Origin of the sequence: Providencia sp. PROV073 (assembly GCF_033688125.1) — a bacterium.
Taxonomy (GTDB): Bacteria; Pseudomonadota; Gammaproteobacteria; order Enterobacterales; family Enterobacteriaceae; genus Providencia; species Providencia hangzhouensis.
Map to the genome: position 1 here is coordinate 263528 of NZ_CP096353.1, position 19937 is coordinate 283464.

Here is a 19937-nt window from a genome sequence, read left to right on the forward strand (position 1 = left end):
ATACTGATTGTTACGTGTGGAATAGATTTATAATTAAGCAATTTCTGTACTAAATGCACCGATTTAGTGCTAATTATTTCGTCATTGCACTAAATTGGTGCGAGTGACAGTTGGAGATGGGATTTCAAATAAAAAATCAGCATTGTGCTCTGTTAAAGCGCAATGCTGATGGGATATAAAAGAAATGAGGTTGTTTAATCTCAAACAGTTACATTAATCTTCATCGCTATTTGTTAATAACGTATTCACTTCTTCAATTTGTTTTACTGCATCATTAATGATAGAGGCGATTTGACGTGTTTGCTCTTCATTGAGTTGTTTTAAAACCATTTTGTGACGTAATAAAGCTTTAAAGCGACTGACTGCCACCTCAATGTCTTCTGCTAAATTACTGCCTTGTTGCATATCACGTGCTTTTGCCAGTTTGCGAGCAATAACCGCTTCAATTTCTTTATTTTGAGCTAGATGGGCAGAGCCTTCAGGTGTAATCGTAAAACTTTTGCGATTGCGTTCAACAATCTGAGACTCCAAGAAGCCTTGTTCTTCAAGCAGTGTTAGCGTTGGGTAAATAACCCCCGGGCTAGGAACATATAAGCCATTTGAGGCTTCTTGAATATCTTTGATAATTTCGTAGCCATAGCTTGGTTTTTTAGCGACTAACGAGAGTACCATAATATGAAGATCGCCATGGTCGAATAAACGACGAAGGCCTTTACCTCTTCCACGGCCTCTTTGGCTGTCATCACCATGGCCTCGACCATGACGACCTTCGCCGTGGCAGCGTTCACCGTGCCCATGACCATGACGGCCTTCGCCGTGGCAGCGTTCACCGTGCCCATGACCATGACGGCCTTCACCGTGGCAGCGTTCACCGTACCCATGACCATGGCGGCCTTCGCCGTGGCAGCGTTCACCGTGCCCACGACCATGACGGTCTTCGTCGTGGCAGCATTCACCGCTCCCATGACCATGACGGCCTTCATCGTGGCAACATCCACCGCGGTGGCCATGTTGATTTTCATCATGGCGTGCATAATATACATGACGACAAGATTTAATTAGCATATAGTTACTCCTTAGTTTGTAACTTTAGATATATCGAATTTATTTTATGGTTTTACTATATTTAGATATATCTAATTAGTCAATTTAGATATATCTAAATAATGCAAAAAGATATTTAAACTGGCAGTTAAGAAAGAAAGTCTATTTTTTGTTCTTTTTTTGGGCTGCGAATATTAAGTTTTTAGCGTATTATTCTGTCACTTCGTGGTTTCGCAGAGATGATGCTCATTATTTTGTGAGGGAATCTGGCACTGTTACGCAACTGAATGTTTTTTCGCTAAAAACTTTTTATACAGTGATGGGTTTCACATTTATTCCACTTGTGCGGAAAAACGTGTAAAATAACAGCAAATTAACGTAGAAAGTATGCTTTGGGTGTGAATAACGGCTCAGTAAGCATATTCCTTTCCTGTCAATTAAACGGTAAAAATCCTTGTCAATTCAAAATTTAAGAAACATCGCCATCATCGCTCACGTTGACCATGGCAAGACCACACTGGTTGGTAAATTATTGCAGCAATCAGGCACGTTCGGTGAACGTGAAACTGTTGATGAGCGTGTTATGGACTCCAATGACTTGGAGAAAGAGCGTGGTATTACTATCCTTGCTAAAAATACCGCTATCCAATGGAATGGTTATCATATCAATATCGTAGACACCCCAGGTCACGCCGATTTCGGTGGTGAGGTTGAGCGCGTTATGTCTATGGTTGACTGCGTACTGCTGGTTGTTGATGCGATGGATGGCCCAATGCCACAAACTCGTTTCGTAACGCAAAAAGCGTTCGACCACGGTTTACGTCCTATTGTTGTTATCAATAAAGTTGACCGCCCAGGCGCACGCCCTGATTGGGTTGTTGATCAAGTATTCGACTTATTCGTGAACTTAGGTGCAACGGATGAGCAACTCGATTTCCCTATTGTTTATGCATCTGCATTAAACGGTATCGCAGGCCTTGACCACGAAAACATGGCTGAAGACATGACTCCACTGTATGAAGCGATTGTGGAACATGTTGCACCACCAGCAGTGGATATCGACGGTCCATTCCAAATGCAAGTTTCGCAATTGGATTACAACAGCTATTTAGGTGTTATCGGTATCGGCCGTATCAAACGTGGTGTTGTTAAGCCTAACCAACAAGTAACGGTTATCGATAGCGAAGGTAAAACTCGTAACGGTAAAATTGGTAAAGTTCTGACTCACTTAGGTTTAGAGCGTATTGATTCACAACAAGCGGAAGCGGGTGATATCGTCGCTCTGACAGGTTTAGGTGAACTGAACATTTCTGACACCATTTGCCAAGTCGGTAGCGTTGAAGCATTGCCTGCGTTAGCAGTTGATGAGCCAACAGTTAGCATGTTCTATTGTGTTAATACTTCACCATTCTGCGGTAAAGAAGGTAAATTCGTGACTTCACGTCAGATCCTTGACCGCTTGAATAAAGAATTGGTTCACAACGTTGCACTGCGTGTTGAAGAAACTCAAGATCCAGACGCATTCCGCGTTTCTGGTCGTGGTGAGCTTCACTTATCTGTTCTGATTGAAAACATGCGTCGTGAAGGTTTCGAATTAGCTGTATCTCGTCCAAAAGTTATCATTCGTGAAATCGATGGCCGTAAACAAGAGCCATTCGAACAAGTGACTTTAGACGTTGAAGAACAGCACCAAGGCGACATCATGAAAGCTTTAGGTGAACGTAAAGGTGACCTGCGCGACATGATGCCAGACGGTAAAGGCCGCGTACGTCTTGATTACGTCATTCCAAGCCGTGGTCTGATTGGCTTCCGTACTGAATTCATGACAATGACATCAGGTACTGGTTTACTGTATTCAACATTCAGTCATTACGATGATGTTCGCCCAGGCGAAATCGGCGGCCGCCAAAACGGTGTTCTGATCTCCAATGGTCAAGGTAAAGCAGTTGCTTATGCGCTATACAGCCTGCAAGACCGCGGTAAGCTGTTCTTAGGTCACGGTGCTGAAGTGTATGAAGGTCAAATCATCGGTATTCACTCACGTTCTAACGACTTAACCGTTAACTGCTTAACGGGTAAAAAACTGACTAACATGCGTGCGTCAGGTACTGATGAAGCAACAACACTGTCACCACCAATTAAAATGACTCTGGAACAAGCACTTGAGTTCATTGATGATGACGAGTTAGTTGAAGTGACTCCGCAGTCTATCCGTCTGCGTAAACGCCACTTGACTGAGAACGATCGCCGTCGTGCAAACCGTTCTAAAGAAGACTAATTATCGTTACGTGATGTTGTTGATTACGTCATTGTAGTTATGCAGTAAGGCGCCGAAAGGCGCCTTACTTATTTATAAGGTTTATAATGACTTGTCTTTTTTCATAAAATACAGCGACGAAATAAACAGTCCGATAATTAAAGGGATTTCGTATAATTCTTCGATAAGGCTTTGTAGTTCAGAATGATATAGGAAAACTGAACTGAGAAATCTATGGTGTTCAACACTATCTGAAATCACAAAAGCGCACAGGGTCAGTAGTAGGCTCCAAAGTGGAATAGCTGTGTTTTTTAGGTGAAAAATAATACTTTTTCTTAATGAAGAAGCAAATAGCATCAAAACTAAACTGCCAATCAAGATGATAGAAATTAGCCTGAAGTAAGAGTGATCCAGATTAGGAAAAAATTCACGCCCCCAATTTATTCCTCTGCCAAATAATGTTACCCACCAGATAGTTGCCCACACCCAAAATAATTTCATTCCCTGATTTTTTTGCTGTAATGGTTTCATATAAAACCAAGTGAAAATGGCACTGATAATTAGAATAATAGATTGAAAATGTTCAATAATTTTTGTTGTAAGGTCGATATTAAAATCCAGAGGGATAGTATTAAATAATGGAATTAAAAATAAGCTTCCCCACAGAATAGCAATCGGCCAAGAGATTGTTTTATCTATTTTCATAGTATGACTTTTATATTTTAAGATTTATTTATTACTGATATCGGATAGATATCAGCTCACATTGCTTGTGGCATGGCTTGCTACGTAAAAACTATTATGCAAAAAGCGTATGGAGGGACTTAACATTTAGTATCAAAAATCGATAGTGCTGTGTGAAATAGCACCTTTGGGATAAAAAGCGTTTTCTCATTAATGGAACAAATCGTCTGGTTTGTTGTTCATTAATTGCGCTAAGTGTGGATTGCTTAATCGATAAATTGACAAAATAACGTGAATTATCACTAATTAGGGCTGTTCAGTTGCGTGAATAATGATTAAAGTAAATTTAGTGAATAACAATGAGGAAAATTTATGCTGTATATCTTCGATATGGGTAATGTGATTATTGATATCGACTTTAATCGTGTATTTGATAAATGGTCTGAACTCAGTGGTACACCAAGTGAAGAGATCAAATCACGGTTTACTTTTGGTAATATCTTTCAATTACATGAGTGTGGAAAAATTTCAGACATCGAGTTTGCTGAGCTGCTTTGTGAAGAAATGGACATCACTCTAAGCTTTGAAGACTTTGCTGAAGGCTGGCACGCTATTTTTATTTCGTTAAGACCTGAAGTCATTGATATTATGGAACGCCTGCGTGAGCAAGGGCACCGAGTGGTGGTTTTATCGAATACCAACCGTCTACATCTAGACTACTGGCCAGCACACTACCCAGAAATTGCAGCCTCCTCCGATTTCCTATATCTGTCCCAAGATTTAGGCATGCGTAAGCCTGATCCTGAAATCTACAAATATGTACTGCAATCAGAAGAGTTTGATGCTGCAGATGCTATTTTCTTTGATGATGTCGAAGAAAATGTAAAAGCCGCAGAAGCCCTTGGTATTCGTAGTATTCATGTTGTGGATAAAGACACCATTCCTGAATATTTCCGCACTTACGATTTTAGTGCAGAAGTTGAATAACATCCTGATTTTATAGTGGGGCAACGGCTAACGTTGCTCCATCTTTTTGTAAAGAGTCATCATGATTGCATTAATCCAGAGAGTCACTCATGCGAGTGTGGCTGTTGATCAGAAAATAGTAGGGCAAATAAATGCTGGGTTGTTGGTTTTGCTTGGCGTTGAAAAAGATGATGATGAGCAGAAAGCCAAACGTTTGTGTGAAAAAGTATTGGGCTACCGTATTTTTAGTGATGAACAAGGGAAAATGAATCTCAATGTTCAACAGGCGGGAGGCAGCCTTTTGGTTGTTTCTCAATTTACTTTAGCAGCTGACACTAAAAAAGGTATGCGGCCTAGCTTTTCAGGGGGAGCAGAGCCTGAAAGAGCAGATGCTTTGTACCAATACTTCGTTGAACAAAGCCGCCAACAAGGGGTTGAAACACAAACTGGTGAGTTTGCCGCTGACATGCAAGTGAATTTAACCAATGATGGCCCTGTTACCTTCTGGCTACAAGTGTGAGTTCATTTTTAAAGGGGGAAGCGATGTACCATTTACGTACACCGAAAGATGATATTGAATTTGCAACTTACTACCATTTTCGCTGGGAAATGTTGCGAAAACCGTTTAATCAACCCCTAGGTTCAGAAAAAGATGGTTATGATTTAACCGCACACCATCAAATGGTCGTGGATGATAAAAACCGTATTCTTGCCATTGGTCGCTTATATATCAATGCTGACAACGAGGGAGCAATCCGTTTTTTAGCCGTTAACCCTGCCATGCAAGGTAAAGGGCTCGGTAAATTGATTATCATGGCCCTAGAGTCCGTTGCACGCCAAGAAGGCGTCAAACGCATCGTATCCAGTGTTCGTGAAGAAGCAGTACCCTTTTTCGATAAAATGGGCTTTGAGAACCGTGGGCAAGTCGCTGGGCAGTTAAAAACACCAGTGCGCCATTACTTGATGATCAAACCCATTGAGACATTAGACCAAATTCTACATCGTCCAGACTGGTGTGGTGAGCTACAACAAGCTTGGTATAAGTATATTCCATTGAGCGAAAAAATGGGGGTTCGAATCGACCAATACACAGGGACTCGTTTTATTACTACCATGCCGGAGGCGGGCAATCAAAACCCCCATGAAACGATTTTTGCAGGGAGCCAATTTTCATTAGCCACACTGACAGGATGGGGGCTGATTTGGCTGTTAATGCAAGAACACCAGCTTGGTGGCGATATTGTATTGGTCGATGCCAGTATTCGTTATGGTAAACCTGTAAGCGGTAGGCCTACAGCAACTGCGGACTTAGCTAATATGAGCGGTGACCTTGACCGTTTAGCTCGGGGTAGCAAAGCGCGAGTAAAACTGAAAGTCGAGGTCAGTAACCCCGATGGTAAAGTGGGCGCTGTATTCAGTGGTGTCTATATGGTGTTACCTGTAGAGCCCGCAAAGTAATGTTGTTCATTGAAAATTAAAAGATAAAGGCAGGTATGATTGACCTGCCTTTTGTATTTCTATGGATTGATAGTTTTTATGGATTGCTAAGAGCGGGGAGCGGCTCTACCAAAGAAGGCTCGGTAGGCTGTAAATCGGCTTCGGACTCTACTGAAGAAGTGACAACCCCGTTAACAACGGTACGGAATAGGCGTTTACCTTGCAATGGTATGGCCATCAATTCCCCATTCAAACTTTTTGCCACTGATGGGGCGAGTAAGTCCCCTTGTAATGTCGCATCAAAGTCACCGATAACTTGAGCTGGGAAGCCTGCCCAACCCCATTGGTTTAAATCGACGAGGTCAATATTAGAACCTGATGCCCTGAGTAAGAAGGGGACTTTTTTGGGCTCTTGTTTTACCAGCAAGCCAATTTTACTGATACCTTTATCAGTACTGACCGTTAAGCTCGCTGCTGCCGAGGATTTACCACTTTGGCGTATTTCGACAAATGGACGACGCACTAGAACTTGGTTGATTGTGCCGCTATCTGCATTGAATGTCGCTTTACCGCTCCAAATTCCCCATTGTTTCTGTTTGATTAAATCAACATTTTCAATATTACCGCTTAATGCCGTCAACTCGAAAGGAAATTGCGGCTGGATATTCATCAAAAGTGATTGGGAAAGGGTGAATTTCTTAATATTTAAACCGGACAACCACGCTGGCGTTGGTTGCGCGAAGAAGGGCAACCAATTTTCAGGTAAGGTATATAAGATACCCGCGAGTTTACCTTCATCGATAGTGAGTACTTGATTATTGCGTTGCCAAGACCCACTGAGGTTAAAAATGCCTTTATTATAGTAACCTGATAACTTGCTGATATTGAGATTATCACCGTTAATATTCAGCTCTCCAATTAAGGTACTCAGCTGCTGGTCTTTCACGACGAATTGGTCGACATTAAAGCTAATGCTGCTTTTAGGGCTAGTCCAGCTGCCTCTAACGAAGCTGAGTTGGTCAATTTCGGTGCTTAAGCCAGAAAGTGCCCAATCTTTACCTTGAATATCAACATTGGTTAGTTCTACTTTTTTGACTTGCAGTGATTTATCACTCGTTATTGCATCAAATAGTGAATCGAAATCAACATTATTTTCCCAGCCAACTTTATTCATGGTGAGGGAGTCAACCATGATAGAGCCATCATTAAGTACCTTCCCAGTGCCCGCAATATAGCCATTATTTAAGTAGGCACTGGCTTGGCTTATTTCTGTTCCTTGCTGCTGTAATTTACCGGTAATGGCAACATTCTTGAATGCAAGGTCATTGAATTTTAATTGGTTAGAGGTAAATCGAAAATCACCGTAACCAAAAGGAGTGTTTTCGGTGGGTTTCCAAGGGGTCATTCCTCCCGTAAAGCCGGCGACTTGTACCGTATCATTGCCTTTTTTAAGCGTAATCTGGCTATTTTCAAATTGCAAAATAGTCGCGGAAATAGGGAACAACACCGTATTTGGTGAGACTGTTGTAGATAATGTCCCTTGAGTGATAACCAAACGTTTTATTGCGGTGCCACTAAATAGGTTTAGCCAATTAACATCAACCACGACTTGCCGTGAATCTAAAGATAGGTCACTGTTTTTAGTCGTTAACTTAACATCTTGGAAGATGAACTCACCGGGGTTAGAAAACTCATGCCCCATAATTCCCACATCAATATCGTAATAGGTAAATTTACTTAAAAATTGACTGGAGTAGGATGCGCCCCAACGGGTTTGTAGCCCGATATAAGTAAAAATAAACAATAGCAGCAGTAACAAAAGTGCATAGGTAGTAAATTTGATTAACCATTTCACAGTTTACTGCTCCTTTGGTTTGTGAACGAATAGACACAGGAAGAAACCGTCTAATATAACGACAATTTAAGGATAGCATACAGAAAAACCGCCAGAGTGTTCAACACTGGCGGCTAGAATGAAAGGTTATTTTTCGAGAGGGAAGACTAAATTCAGAACAATTGCAGTTAAACCACCCGCAGCAATACCTGAAGAAAATAATGTTTTTAACCAGTCAGGCGCGAATTGCAAAATCAAGGGTTGCTGTGACACACCCATACCCACGGCGAGAGAAAGGGCTATAATCATGATGGCGCGGCGATTGAGTGGCTCACGAGACACGATACGCACTCCTGAAGCGGCAATGGTACCAAACATCACAATGGTTGCTCCGCCTAATACGGGCTCAGGGATTTGTTGTACAAAGCCTGCAACCGCAGGGAATAGCCCTAATAACACTAACATTAAAGCAACAATGTAACCGACATAGCGACTTGCCACCCCTGTTAATTGGATAACACCGTTGTTCTGCCCAAAGCAAGAGTTAGGGAAAGTATTAAATACCGCTGAGACCATCGAGTTCAAACCATTGGCAAGTACGCCACCTTTGATTCGTTTCATATATAAAGGGCCACGAACGGGTTGTTCTGACACATCTGAAGTGGCGGTAATGTCACCTATTGTTTCTAAGGAAGTCACCATAAAAATGAGAATTAATGGGATCAACAGGTTCCAGTCGAAAGATAAGCCATAATAGAAAGGCTCAGGGACAGTAATAATTGGCTGATTGGCTTCCATTGGTTGCGCATTTGGTAACATGTCCATCCACCAAGCTGCAATATAACCAACGGCCATGGCAATAACTAAAGATGCGACACGTAAGTAAGGGTTTTTCTGCCGATTAAGTAAAATAATAACCGCTAAAACAACCCCAGCCAAAATCAGGTAATCTGGTGAACCGAAGGTATTATCGCTAATCGCACCATAACCACCACCAATGGAGGTTAAGCCGACTTGAATTAAAGATAAGCCGATGATCATGACAACGACACCAGAAACCAGTGGTGTAATGACACGGCGGGCTAGATGTAAAAAACGTGAAAGAATCACTTCGGTTAATGCGGCGACGAGTAACGTGCCAAACAAAGCTGCCATCATGGATGGGATATCAGCCCCACCTTGCTTGAGTGCAACACCCCCCATGATTAACGGTGCAACAAAGTTAAAACTGGTTCCTTGAATCGAAAGTAGGCCTGAGCCAATAGGGCCCCATGCACGAATTTGAATTAAAGAAGCAATACCGGAGGCAAATAAAGACATACTAATGATGCGTTGAGTATCGTGAGCTGGTAGCCCCAAAGCCTGGCAAATCAGCATCGCTGGGGTAATAACAGCGACAAACATCGCCAGAAGATGTTGCCCGGCAGCAAACAAAGCTTGCGGCAGCGGTGGACGGTCTTCTAATTTGTAAATAAGTTCGCTTTGCGTGTGTATGGTCGCTTCAGTAGTTTGCTTTTCAGACGTCGCAGTATTCATTGCCTTCATTTCTCGCCAACAAAAAACGCATTGTAATGTGTCGAAATTAAAAAGCAATCGTTTGCTTTTAAAAAATATATTCATTAGTTAAATAGTGTCGTCACATTTATATATATTTTAACTTGTATTTATAACAGTTTTTTTTTCTAATCCTACAACCTGCTTTTGGCGTTTTAAGGAAGAAATTAACGTCTAACTAGTTTTTGATAATTTTAACAACAGACGAGGTACGTGAATGTATCATCTCGATGTCTACGGTACACTGGTAGCTGCTACCTTAGTATTATTGCTTGGGCGTAAACTGGTAAAATCAGTCCCTTTTCTTGAAAAATATACCATCCCTGAACCTGTTGCGGGTGGGTTGTTAGTTGCTTTTAGTCTTTTATTGCTTAAACAATTATTTGACTGGAGCCTTTCTTTTGACTTATCACTGCAAGAACCTATGATGCTGGCATTCTTTGCCACTATTGGTCTTAATGCCAACCTTGCTAGCTTGAAAGCTGGTGGTAAGGCATTGTTTATATTTATTTTTGTGGTTGTAGGCTTATTGCTAGTCCAAAACACAGTGGGGATTGCCCTTGCTGAATTATTGGGACTAGACCCTTTAATGGGGCTGTTAGCTGGCTCAATTACCTTATCTGGCGGCCATGGTACTGGTGCGGCATGGGGTAAAATTTTCACTGAAAATTATGGTTTCCAAAGTGCAACAGAAGTTGCAATGGCGTGTGCTACATTTGGGCTCGTTCTTGGTGGTTTAATTGGCGGACCTGTTGCACGTTTTCTAACACGTAATATTCCAACGCCAGGAACGGCAGAAGATGATAAAGATGTGCCAACTGCATTTGAGAAGCCTCAATCAGGGCGCATGATCACGTCAATGGTTTTAATTGAAACTATTGCATTGATTGCTATCTGTTTGCTGATAGGAAGTTATATTGCAGGTGAATTAGCCGATACTCCTTTTGCACTGCCTAAATTTGTATGTGTACTGTTTGTTGGTGTTATTTTAAGCAATAGCCTATCACTGCTTGGTTTTTACCGAGTGTTTGACCGCGCCGTTTCTGTTATGGGTAACGTGAGCCTATCATTATTCTTAGCGATGGCTTTAATGAGCTTGAAGCTCTGGGAATTAGCATCACTGGCCATTCCAATGATCATCATTCTTGCTGTACAAGCTTGTGTAATGGCAGGGTATGCAATTTTTGTTACCTTCCGTGTGATGGGGAAAAACTATGATGCCGCTATTTTAGCTGCGGGGCATTGTGGTTTCGGTCTTGGGGCTACGCCAACAGCGATTGCGAATATGCAAGCGGTAACGGATAGGTTGGGTCCATCTCACCTAGCGTTCCTTGTGGTCCCAATGGTTGGGGCATTCTTCATTGATATTGTTAATGCGATAGTCATTAAATTGTATTTAATGTTGCCACTATTCCCAACTATTGCGGGATAGTTTTTATTTAATAATAAATCAAGTTAAGCAGGTATTGCCGTGAAAATATTCACGGCAATTTTCATTTTAAGGAATGGATAAAAAGAAGATATAAAACTTAAGCGTGGCTGTATTGTTCTCGCTCAGGTAACCAGCGCTCAATAAGTTGTTGTGCATTTTCTGGGTAGTTTTGTTGAATATGGCGTGCGAGGCGTTGCACTTCTGGCAACATATATTGGTCACGTAACAAATCAGCGACCTTAAATTCTGCATTTCCTGTTTGTCTAGTGCCTAATAATTCCCCAGGTCCGCGAATTTCGAGATCTTTTTGTGCGATAACAAAGCCATCATTGCTGTCCCGCAACACTTGTAGCCTTTGTTTAGCGGTGTGGGTTAATGGTGTCTTATATAATAGTACGCAGTGAGATGCGATAGCTCCACGGCCAACTCGCCCTCTCAATTGGTGCAATTGAGCTAAACCAAGGCGCTCAGGGTTATCAATAATCATCAAACTGGCATTAGGCACATCAACACCGACTTCAATGACCGTTGTAGCGACAAGTAGTTGAATTTCATTCCTTTTAAAAGCCGCCATAATACTTTGTTTTTCAGCAGGTTTCATTCGCCCGTGGACTAAGCCTACTTTTAATTCAGGTAGTGCCAGTGCGAGTTCTTCGCTGGTCACTTGAGCCGCTTGTGCTTCTAATAATTCAGAGTCTTCAATAAGTGTACAGACCCAATAGGCTTGGCGACCTTCTTCAATACAGGCTTGGCGAACGCGTTCAATAATATCGTTACGGCGGGTATCCGGTATAGCGACAGTAGTGACAGGCGTTCTGCCCGGAGGAAGCTCATCGATGACAGAGGTATCTAAGTCTGCATACGCTGTCATCGCCAGTGTCCGTGGGATCGGCGTAGCGGTCATGATCAATTGATGAGGGTGGTACCCTTGCTGCTCACCTTTTTCACGCAGAGCGAGCCGCTGATGAACGCCAAAGCGATGTTGTTCATCAATGATAACAAGCCCCAGCGCTTTAAAGCTCACTTGCTCTTGGAAAATAGCGTGTGTTCCAACAACCATCGCAACTTCTCCACTTGCGATGGCATCTTGCTGAGCCTGACGTGCCTTACCCTTCTGTTTGCCCGCTAGCCAACCCACTTTAATGCCTAAAGGCTCTAACCATTGTTTGAATGTATTGGCATGTTGCTCTGCAAGAATTTCGGTGGGAGCCATCAAAGCTACTTGTTTGCCATTCTCGATGGCACAAACGGCCGCTAAGGCCGCAACAAGCGTTTTTCCTGACCCTACATCCCCTTGAATCAAACGCATCATAGGGACATCTTTGGCGAGGTCTGCTTCAATTTCGCTAACAACACGGTTTTGTGCATTTGTTGGCGAGAAAGGTAATTGTGCGAGTAACTGTGATTTTAATTGACCACTTGTTGCTAAAGGCTCGGCATATAGGCGTTCGTTGCCTGCACGGATGGCTAGCATACTGAGGTGATGTGCTAAAAGCTCTTCGAGTATAAGCCGTTTCTGGGCAGGATGGTGCCCTTTCTCCAGTTCAATCAAAGCGACATTCGGTGGTGGATTGTGTAATAAGCGAATGGCATCTGGTAGGCTTATCATTCCACGGCTAAGCTCTTCTGGAAGCAATTCTTTTATTTTTCCGCTATCAAGTAACCTTAGCGCTTGTTCCATTACCTTGCGTAAAGTGGCCTGACGAACACCTTCCGTGGTTGGGTAAACAGGTGTTAAGTTCTCTTGTAAGCTGATGTTGCTGGTGTCTTGGGAGACTTTATATTCGGGGTGAATGATTTCTGGCCCTGTATTTCCTCTGCGAACTTCCCCATAGGCGGTGACCTGTTTTCCTTCTGCTAAGTTATTCTTCATTGCAGCTGAAAAATTAAAAAAACGTAAGGTGAGGTTACCTGTGCCATCGGAAATCAAGCAGGTCATCATTCTTTTGCGGCCGAATACCACTTTAGTTTGCAGTATTTCACCGGTAATTGTTGCGGTCGTACCGGGGAGGAGATCTTTTATTTGATATAGACGGGTGTGGTCTTCATAGCGTAAAGGGAAATGAAGAAGAAGGTCTTGAACGGTGTTCAAACCGATTTTACGCATTTTTTCTGACTGGCTTGCTCCAATTCCGCGCAATGAAGTCAGTGAAATGGTATCAAGTAGCCCATTATTCATGTTATTTCCTTTTATTTAACCAAACTGCCGTCTTTTCATTTTTTCGGTTAATTGCATTTGTGCCCACCACGAGTCATCAGCTTCAATTTGCCCTTGGTTATTGATAAATGGGCGAGGAAGTCCCTTACGTTTAGCAACTTCAGCCAGTACAGGGTAACCTCCTTCAAATAACCAAGTTTGTTGTTCATCTGGTGAGAGTAAGCAATGGTCACGTTCGTACATACCCGCCTGCTGCCGTTGCCGTTGGGCTTCATATAAAATCAGTGCAGAAGCAACGGAAACGTTCAAAGATTGCACCATGCCAGCCATTGGAATGATAATGTGTTTATCAGCCAATGCGAGGGCTTGTTGTGAAATCCCTGTTTTTTCTTGCCCCATCATAATACAAGTTGGCAAAGTATAATCAATTTCACGAAAATCAACGGCATGTTCTGACAAGTTAGTCGCCAAAACCTGCATATTTTGTGATTTTATGTGGGCAATTGCTTCTTCGGTGGATGTGTGTGAAATAATTTTAACCCAGCTATTACTCCCCGCAGCAGAAGAAACGGACAGTTTGACTTGTTGGTCCGGCCAAATAGCATGAATTTGATGGATCCCTACGGCATCCGCACTGCGTACAATCGCAGAAACATTGTGCGGTTTATGAATTTCTTCGAGGCAGAGAGTTAGGTCAGGCTGCCGCATCGCCATCATTTGGCAAATGCGGCGATAGCGGCGTTCATTCATAGTTATTAATTACGTATGGTCGTTAATTACGGTTTCGGCTAACACGTAGAACGTCAGGCATAATACGGATTTTCCGCATCACATTTGCCAATTGAACACGGTTTTTAGTTGTAAGGCGAATAAAAGCGCAATATACACGGCCATCTTTTTCTTCTGTATTCATACTTTGAATACTTGAGTTGGCGTCATTAATGGCGGCAGTTAAATTTGCTAAAGCACCTTGGTGATTAATCATATCCACTTTAATTTCAGCGATAAAGTCGGTATCAGTGTCGTTGTCCCATTCAACAGCCATAAATTTATCAGGTTCTTTTTGATAACCACGAATGTTGCGGCAGGATTCATGATGAATAACGAGACCTTTACCAGGACTAATATGTGCAACAATTGGGTCACCAGGAATAGGACGACAACATTTTGCAAAGGTGATTAAAACACCATCAGCACCTTTGATAGAGAGTTTATTCCGGCTTTCAACTAACACTTGTTCTTCAGGTGTATTTTGTGGATTGTTCTGTAGGTTACGTGCGACAACCACACTCATTGCATTACCCAACCCAATTTCAGCAAGCAAATCATCGATAGAGTGCAGCTTCATGCGTGCCAATTCCGCATCAATATTGGCTTGAGGGATATCAGTGAGTTTATTTCCTGCCCCTAGCGCATGGTTGAGTAAACGGCGACCTAAATTAATAGAATCTTCACGTTTTAAATTTTTCAATAACTGGCGAATTTTGGCCCGCGCTTTTGAGCTGACAACAAAATTGAGCCATGCTGCATTTGGCCGTGCGCCTGGCGCGGTAATAATTTCGACAGTTTGGCCACTCGTAAGGGATTGCGAAAGTGGGTAAGGCTGGCGATCAACGCGCGCGCCCACGCAAGCATGACCAATATCCGTGTGTACTGCGTAGGCAAAGTCAACAGGTGTTGCACCGGTAGGTAATTCAACAATACGGCCTTCTGGGGTGAAAACGTAGATTTCATCCGGAAATAGATCCGATTTAACGCTTTCAATAAATTCAAACGAGCTACCTGCACTTTGTTGTAACTCAAGTAGACTTTGCATCCAACGTTGAGCTCTAACTTGTGCCGTTGTACCTTGTTCACCTTGCTCTTTATAGGCCCAATGCGCAGCAACCCCCATCTCAGCCATTTGGTCCATGTCTTCTGTGCGAATTTGCACTTCGACAGGAACACCATGTGGCCCAATCAATGAGGTATGTAGCGATTGATAGCCGTTGGCTTTAGGGATAGCAATATAGTCTTTAATACGCCCCGGACGCGGTTTGTATAAACTATGCATTTGGCCTAAAACGCGGTAGCAAGTATCCACATCTTTTACAATTACCCTAAAAGCATAGATATCCATAATGGAATGGAAACGTTGCTCTTTTTGGTGCATTTTGCGATAGATGGAATAAAGGTGTTTTTCTCTGCCACTTACGCGACAAGGAACTCCTGCCTCGGTTAGCCTACCGTCAATTTCCGAGAGAATTTTTTGGATCATCTCTTTTCGGTTACCGCGAGCAGCCTTGACGACTTCCTTAATAACACGATAACGGTTGGGATATAACGCTTCAAAACCCAGCTCTTCAAGCTCTGTTTTGATGTGGTGTATACCTAGCCTGTGGGCTAACGGGCTATATATTTCAAGGGTTTCACGTGCAATGCGCCGACGTTTATCGGGCCTAAGTGACCCTAACGTGCGCATGTTGTGAGTGCGGTCTGCCAGTTTTATCAAAATGACACGGATATCTTTTACCATCGCCATGATCATTTTGCGGAAGTTTTCTGCTTGAGCTTCTTTTTTGTCGCGAAAGTTGAGCTTGTCTAGTTTGGATACACCTTCGACGAGACCGGCGACGGTGGTACCAAACAATTCTTCTATATCTTGAAATGTCGCTGGAGTATCTTCAATCACATCATGAAGTAGCGCTGCCATTAGTGTTTCATGGTCCAAACGCATCTCAGCAAGAATACAAGCAACAGCAACTGGGTGAGTAATATAAGGCTCACCACTTGAACGGGTCTGTCCTTCATGGGCATCCCGAGCAACAACATAGGCTTTTCTTAGTAATTCAATTTGTTCTTTAGGAAGATACTTTTGAATGACTAAATTAAGGCTTTCAAACAGATACAAGGCAGACCCACCTTAGTGATTAGCGACGACCTTCAGCGATTGCAGAAACTGCTTGCATTTCAGCCGCTTCTTGCTCTTGCTGTTCTTGGCGCTCACGCACATCTAAAATGTGACCGTTGATTAAGCCTTCTTCTACTTCACGTAATGCGATAACAGTGTATTTATCATTTTCTTCAGGAACTAAAGGGTCTTTTCCACCCGTTTGTAACTGACGAGCTCTACGTGCCGCAACCAATACGAGGTCAAAGCGGTTACCAATTTTTTCTACTGCGTCTTGAACAGTTACGCGTGCCATAAATGTGCTACTCCAAAGAAATAAAAAATGACCTGATATGATACTGAAACTATTCTCAGTCTGCTAGTAATTTGCTGATTAAAGCATCATGTCGTTGAACTTGACGCCCTAATTTTAAACGCTCAGTACGGATGATAGATTGTAAATCGCTCAGTGCGGTATTGAAATCATCATTAACAATAAGGTAATCATACTCGTTGAAATGTTCAATTTCACCTACTGCTTGTGACATGCGTTTTTCAATAACTTCATCGCTGTCTTGCCCACGACCACGCAGTCTGCGATAAAGTTCATCTTTTGATGGTGGGAGAATGAAAATACTACGTGCCTCAGGCATTTTGGCTCTTATCTGCTGCGCTCCCTGCCAATCGATATCAAGAAAAACATCAACACCACTATTTAATACATCTTCAATGATAGGTTTGGACGTCCCATAATAATTCCCAAAAACGCATGCGTGCTCTAGGAATTCACCTTTGTCGACCATTTGTAAAAAATCAGTTTCAGATACAAAGAAATAGTGCTCGCCATGGACTTCTCCTGGACGTGCAGTTCGAGTTGTATGAGAAACGGAAACCTGTGTGTCATACAATGGTTGTGTTTTTAATAAAGCCTGAATCAGACTTGATTTCCCTGCTCCACTAGGGGCAGAAACAATATATAACGTGCCTTGTATCATGATGATTTCTTGAATAGTCGAGGATTAAACATAAAAGATGGTGATAAACCCGACATAGTATACACGGACTTGCATCAACATGCAGCGATATCAATAAATCATGAATTTTAATTAAATGAATTTGATTAGTAACTAAATTGTGAACGGGCTCGAGAAATTAACTTATTACTCATGAAAGCATCATTAGTTTTGCGAAGCCTTTTGCAAACAACTTCTTTTGAGGATGAAGACTTTGAGAGGTTGTTTGATGCTTAGCAACTGAGGAGAAAATGCTTTAAAAGAGTAACATCTTAATGGATTGGTAATAACAAGGAATAGTTATGATTTATATTTTGTATGGTTATTGGTTCGCGTCAGTTTATAGACTAAGTGGGTTAATTGTTGGGGTAATGGTGTGTATTAATGTTGCTCAAGCAACGCAGCAAATTGCCGTTAATAAACCGTGTGAAAAACAAAATAGTAAAATAATAAGTCAGGAAAGTCATCGGTTAGGAAAACAATTACAACTGTGGAACCAAGCTTACCGTTTGGCGGGTAGCAGTTCCATTAGTGATGAAGCTTATGACCAGCTATTTAATTTATGGCGTTCTTTACAACGATGCCAGCAACTTCCCGAAGAATTGCCAGAAGTACTATTACCTGAAAAATCACAGCTAACTATGCATCCCATTCCTCATACAGGGTTAAAGAAACTCAATGAATTAGAAGTTTATAGCTGGATAGAAACACGTAAAAATATCTGGCTACAACCTAAAGTTGATGGTGTAGCAGTAACGTTGGTTTATAAAAATGGCAAGCTTATTTCCATGATTAGCCGAGGAAATAGTGTTGAAGGAATCGAGTGGCGGGCAAAAGCAGATTTTATTCCTGCGATACCCAAACAAATCAAATATTCAGGCATGTTAGTTCTTCAAGGCGAATTATTTTGGCGTATGAATGGACATATTCAAGCTAAAAGTGGGGGAGGTGAACGCTCGTAATAAGATTGCGGGGTGGTTAATGCGAAAAAATGAGCCAACCGCCCTTGAAGAAAATATTGGTATTTTTATTTGGGCATGGCCTGCGGGGGATGCTAATCCAAAAACACAGTTAACATTACTTTCTGAGATAGGTTTTCCGCTTGCTGAACAATATAGCCATAAAATTGAAAATAAGATTCAAGCTAAGCAACTAAGGGAATACTATTATCAAGGGCAATTACCATTTGCTACAGATGGCATAGTGCTTAAAAATTTTCCAGCGCCAGCAGCATCAGCCTGGCAATCAAAACAAAATAGTTGGGCGATTGCATGGAAATATCCATTACGCAGTGTGCTATCAGAGGTAACTAAGCTTCAGTTCAATATAGGAAGGACCGGGAGAATTAGTGTTGTAGCTAGCATAACCCCCATCAATATTGACTCGAAAACTATTTCAAAGGTAAATGCTGGATCATTATCATCATGGGAAAAACGAGATTTACTTGTTGGAGATAAAATACTTGTCTCTCTTTCAGGGCTAGGAAGTCCAAAGATTGAAGACGTTATTTGGCGACGAGAGGAACGCGAATATCCAGAGACATCAACCTTAAAACAGTTTCACTCACTAAGTTGTCTTACTTATACTGAAGTTTGCTCACAGCAGTTTGTCGCAAGATTAACGTGGTTAGGTAAACAACTACGTATGCGAGGAATAAGTGAGGCTACATGGCGCCAGTGGGTAGAAAACCATAACCTAACTCGATTAACAACTTGGTTGTCAGAACAATGGCAAAGCGATTTATCGAAAGGTAAAAAACACCAAATGTTAGTAAAGCAACTGAAAATGGCAAAGGATCAACCTGTTTCGCTTTGGTTAAAAGGTCTCGCAATTCCACTAACTAAATTACAAGTAGGGAAAGTGACTGACATAGGTATGTTGTATGACCCATCATGGGTTAACAGTCTAAATTTGACGAAGCTGCAAAAGAAAAAATTAGCTAATTGGCTAGCGGAACCAGAAATTGAATCTATTTTACGTATATTGTCTGACATGAAAGCGATTCAGCCACCAATAGAAAGCCATCAATAGTAAATCATTAATGGCTGAAACTCTTTTATTGATTAGATTAATCTTGGTTTTCGTAATTAAAAATAGGCAAACCGAGACGATAACGAATGGCTATTAGCCTTGCACTCAAGCCAACAACGAGTGTGATAATAACCACGATATCTTTAGGTAAAGGCGTTTGTAATAGGCCAATATAGATCCAAGCGGCAGCGAAAGAAACGCCAGCATAGACTTCTTTTTGGAAAACTAAAGGGATTGTGTTACACAGCATGTCTCTTAACACACCACCAAAAACGCCAGTAATCACTGCTGCAATAGCTGCAATGATTGGGCTGTAGTGCATATCGAGTGCTATTTGGGCGCCAAGTATAGAAAATACAATTAGTCCGATAGCATCTAATATGAGGAATAATCGGCGTAAATGTTTCATCATAGGGGCTATCCAGATTGTCACAATCGCAGCGCCTGCAACAGTCAGGATATACTCAGGATGTTCCACCCAACCTAGGGGGTAATGGCCAAGTAAGATATCACGGACGGAACCACCACCAATTGCCGTCGCGGACGCAATAATAATGACGCCAAAGACATCCATTTTTCGTCTGCCAGCCGCAAGTGCTCCAGTCATGGCTTCTGCGGTGATACCAATAATATAAAGTACACTTAATAACATGGTAGT

At 42.0% G+C, this 19937-nt stretch carries 17 protein-coding genes; 7 read left to right on the top strand and 10 right to left on the bottom strand.

All coding sequences use genetic code 11. From position 1 onward, the window contains the following. Nucleotides 1–213 precede the first annotated feature (213 nt). Nucleotides 214–1065 (bottom strand): PadR family transcriptional regulator, encoded by an 852-nt coding sequence (locus M1F17_RS01170; RefSeq protein WP_242439573.1) that lies wholly within the window; start codon nucleotides 1063–1065, stop codon nucleotides 214–216. Nucleotides 1066–1498: 433 nt separating this feature from the next. Between M1F17_RS01170 and typA the strand changes: the two genes are divergently transcribed. Continuing rightward, nucleotides 1499–3322 carry a ribosome-dependent GTPase TypA gene (gene typA / locus M1F17_RS01175; protein WP_004262702.1) on the top strand — a complete coding sequence of 608 codons (1824 nt, stop codon included), beginning with the start codon at nucleotides 1499–1501 and terminating at the stop codon, nucleotides 3320–3322. An 81-nt stretch (nucleotides 3323–3403) separates the two neighbouring features. Here the strand turns inward: typA and M1F17_RS01180 are convergent, their stop codons facing one another. After that, complete coding sequence (locus M1F17_RS01180; RefSeq protein WP_047756061.1) at nucleotides 3404–4006, bottom strand: hypothetical protein; 603 nt, start codon at nucleotides 4004–4006, stop codon at nucleotides 3404–3406. A 351-nt stretch (nucleotides 4007–4357) separates the two neighbouring features. On the opposite strand from M1F17_RS01180, the gene yihX reads away from it, so the two are divergent. The 3 genes from yihX (at nucleotide 4358) to fabY (ending at nucleotide 6409) form a co-directional block, all read left to right on the top strand. Further along, nucleotides 4358–4972, top strand: coding sequence for a glucose-1-phosphatase (gene yihX, locus M1F17_RS01185; protein ID WP_094960806.1), 615 nt, complete (start codon nucleotides 4358–4360; stop codon nucleotides 4970–4972). Between the two features lie 61 nt (nucleotides 4973–5033). Further along, nucleotides 5034–5471, top strand: a complete 438-nt coding sequence (gene dtd, locus M1F17_RS01190) for a D-aminoacyl-tRNA deacylase (RefSeq protein WP_004262693.1) — start codon at nucleotides 5034–5036, stop codon at nucleotides 5469–5471. 23 nt (nucleotides 5472–5494) lie between these two features. Then, nucleotides 5495–6409, top strand: coding sequence for a fatty acid biosynthesis protein FabY (gene fabY / locus M1F17_RS01195; RefSeq protein ID WP_036958598.1), 915 nt, complete (start codon nucleotides 5495–5497; stop codon nucleotides 6407–6409). Nucleotides 6410–6485: 76 nt separating this feature from the next. On the opposite strand, the gene M1F17_RS01200 is transcribed toward fabY, so the two are convergent. Further along, nucleotides 6486–8243 carry an AsmA family protein gene (locus tag M1F17_RS01200; RefSeq protein WP_318837184.1) on the bottom strand — a complete coding sequence of 586 codons (1758 nt, stop codon included), beginning with the start codon at nucleotides 8241–8243 and terminating at the stop codon, nucleotides 6486–6488. A gap of 126 nt (nucleotides 8244–8369) precedes the next feature. Further along, complete coding sequence (locus tag M1F17_RS01205) at nucleotides 8370–9758, bottom strand: uracil-xanthine permease family protein (protein WP_036958597.1); 1389 nt, start codon at nucleotides 9756–9758, stop codon at nucleotides 8370–8372. A gap of 235 nt (nucleotides 9759–9993) precedes the next feature. Here M1F17_RS01205 and gltS point away from each other — a divergent pair, with 235 nt between their 5' ends. Continuing rightward, entirely contained in the window at nucleotides 9994–11208 is a 1215-nt protein-coding gene (gene gltS, locus M1F17_RS01210; RefSeq protein WP_004262677.1) for a sodium/glutamate symporter, read from the top strand. 97 nt (nucleotides 11209–11305) lie between these two features. Here gltS and recG read toward each other — a convergent pair whose 3' ends face one another. From recG to gmk, 5 genes are read right to left on the bottom strand one after another with little or no spacing between them, the layout of a single operon-like run. Then, entirely contained in the window at nucleotides 11306–13387 is a 2082-nt protein-coding gene (gene recG / locus M1F17_RS01215) for an ATP-dependent DNA helicase RecG (protein WP_094960804.1), read from the bottom strand. A 15-nt stretch (nucleotides 13388–13402) separates the two neighbouring features. Then, the gene (gene trmH, locus M1F17_RS01220; RefSeq protein ID WP_096863551.1) at nucleotides 13403–14116 is read right to left on the bottom strand and encodes a tRNA (guanosine(18)-2'-O)-methyltransferase TrmH; all 714 of its coding nucleotides are present in this window, start codon (nucleotides 14114–14116) and stop codon (nucleotides 13403–13405) included. A 22-nt stretch (nucleotides 14117–14138) separates the two neighbouring features. Continuing rightward, nucleotides 14139–16256, bottom strand: a complete 2118-nt coding sequence (gene spoT / locus M1F17_RS01225; RefSeq protein WP_004262666.1) for a bifunctional GTP diphosphokinase/guanosine-3',5'-bis pyrophosphate 3'-pyrophosphohydrolase — start codon at nucleotides 16254–16256, stop codon at nucleotides 14139–14141. A 19-nt stretch (nucleotides 16257–16275) separates the two neighbouring features. After that, nucleotides 16276–16551 carry a DNA-directed RNA polymerase subunit omega gene (rpoZ, locus tag M1F17_RS01230; protein ID WP_004262665.1) on the bottom strand — a complete coding sequence of 92 codons (276 nt, stop codon included), beginning with the start codon at nucleotides 16549–16551 and terminating at the stop codon, nucleotides 16276–16278. Nucleotides 16552–16606: 55 nt separating this feature from the next. Continuing rightward, on the bottom strand, nucleotides 16607–17230 hold the full coding sequence (gene gmk / locus M1F17_RS01235) for a guanylate kinase (RefSeq protein WP_004262662.1): 624 nt from the start codon (nucleotides 17228–17230) through the stop codon (nucleotides 16607–16609). A gap of 320 nt (nucleotides 17231–17550) precedes the next feature. Here gmk and M1F17_RS01240 point away from each other — a divergent pair, with 320 nt between their 5' ends. Together M1F17_RS01240 and M1F17_RS01245 are read left to right on the top strand one after the other, a co-directional pair. Further along, nucleotides 17551–18210: a hypothetical protein gene (locus M1F17_RS01240; RefSeq protein ID WP_318837185.1), complete on the top strand. Its 660-nt coding sequence runs from the start codon at nucleotides 17551–17553 to the stop codon at nucleotides 18208–18210. Then, complete coding sequence (locus M1F17_RS01245; RefSeq protein WP_318837186.1) at nucleotides 18167–19279, top strand: hypothetical protein; 1113 nt, start codon at nucleotides 18167–18169, stop codon at nucleotides 19277–19279. Before M1F17_RS01240 ends, M1F17_RS01245 begins: the two co-directional genes overlap by 44 nt. Nucleotides 19280–19316: 37 nt before the next feature. On the opposite strand, the gene M1F17_RS01250 is transcribed toward M1F17_RS01245, so the two are convergent. Further along, entirely contained in the window at nucleotides 19317–19931 is a 615-nt protein-coding gene (locus M1F17_RS01250; RefSeq protein ID WP_004262660.1) for a trimeric intracellular cation channel family protein, read from the bottom strand. Between the last annotated feature and the right edge of the window lie 6 nt (nucleotides 19932–19937).

What these genes read in the sequence shown, in the direction of transcription:
- gltS (WP_004262677.1), top strand. Translation starts at nt 9,994, where the DNA reads ATGTATCATCTCGATGTCTACGGTACACTGGTAGCTGCTACCTTAGTA.
- trmH (WP_096863551.1), bottom strand. Translation starts at nt 14,116, where the DNA reads ATGAATGAACGCCGCTATCGCCGCATTTGCCAAATGATGGCGATGCGG.
- rpoZ (WP_004262665.1), bottom strand. Translation starts at nt 16,551, where the DNA reads ATGGCACGCGTAACTGTTCAAGACGCAGTAGAAAAAATTGGTAACCGC.
- M1F17_RS01250 (WP_004262660.1), bottom strand. Translation starts at nt 19,931, where the DNA reads ATGTTATTAAGTGTACTTTATATTATTGGTATCACCGCAGAAGCCATG.
- M1F17_RS01245 (WP_318837186.1), top strand. Translation starts at nt 18,167, where the DNA reads ATGGACATATTCAAGCTAAAAGTGGGGGAGGTGAACGCTCGTAATAAG.
- gmk (WP_004262662.1), bottom strand. Translation starts at nt 17,230, where the DNA reads ATGATACAAGGCACGTTATATATTGTTTCTGCCCCTAGTGGAGCAGGG.
- M1F17_RS01170 (WP_242439573.1), bottom strand. Translation starts at nt 1,065, where the DNA reads ATGCTAATTAAATCTTGTCGTCATGTATATTATGCACGCCATGATGAA.
- yihX (WP_094960806.1), top strand. Translation starts at nt 4,358, where the DNA reads ATGCTGTATATCTTCGATATGGGTAATGTGATTATTGATATCGACTTT.
- M1F17_RS01205 (WP_036958597.1), bottom strand. Translation starts at nt 9,758, where the DNA reads ATGAATACTGCGACGTCTGAAAAGCAAACTACTGAAGCGACCATACAC.
- M1F17_RS01180 (WP_047756061.1), bottom strand. Translation starts at nt 4,006, where the DNA reads ATGAAAATAGATAAAACAATCTCTTGGCCGATTGCTATTCTGTGGGGA.
- fabY (WP_036958598.1), top strand. Translation starts at nt 5,495, where the DNA reads ATGTACCATTTACGTACACCGAAAGATGATATTGAATTTGCAACTTAC.
- recG (WP_094960804.1), bottom strand. Translation starts at nt 13,387, where the DNA reads ATGAATAATGGGCTACTTGATACCATTTCACTGACTTCATTGCGCGGA.
- dtd (WP_004262693.1), top strand. Translation starts at nt 5,034, where the DNA reads ATGATTGCATTAATCCAGAGAGTCACTCATGCGAGTGTGGCTGTTGAT.
- M1F17_RS01240 (WP_318837185.1), top strand. Translation starts at nt 17,551, where the DNA reads ATGATTTATATTTTGTATGGTTATTGGTTCGCGTCAGTTTATAGACTA.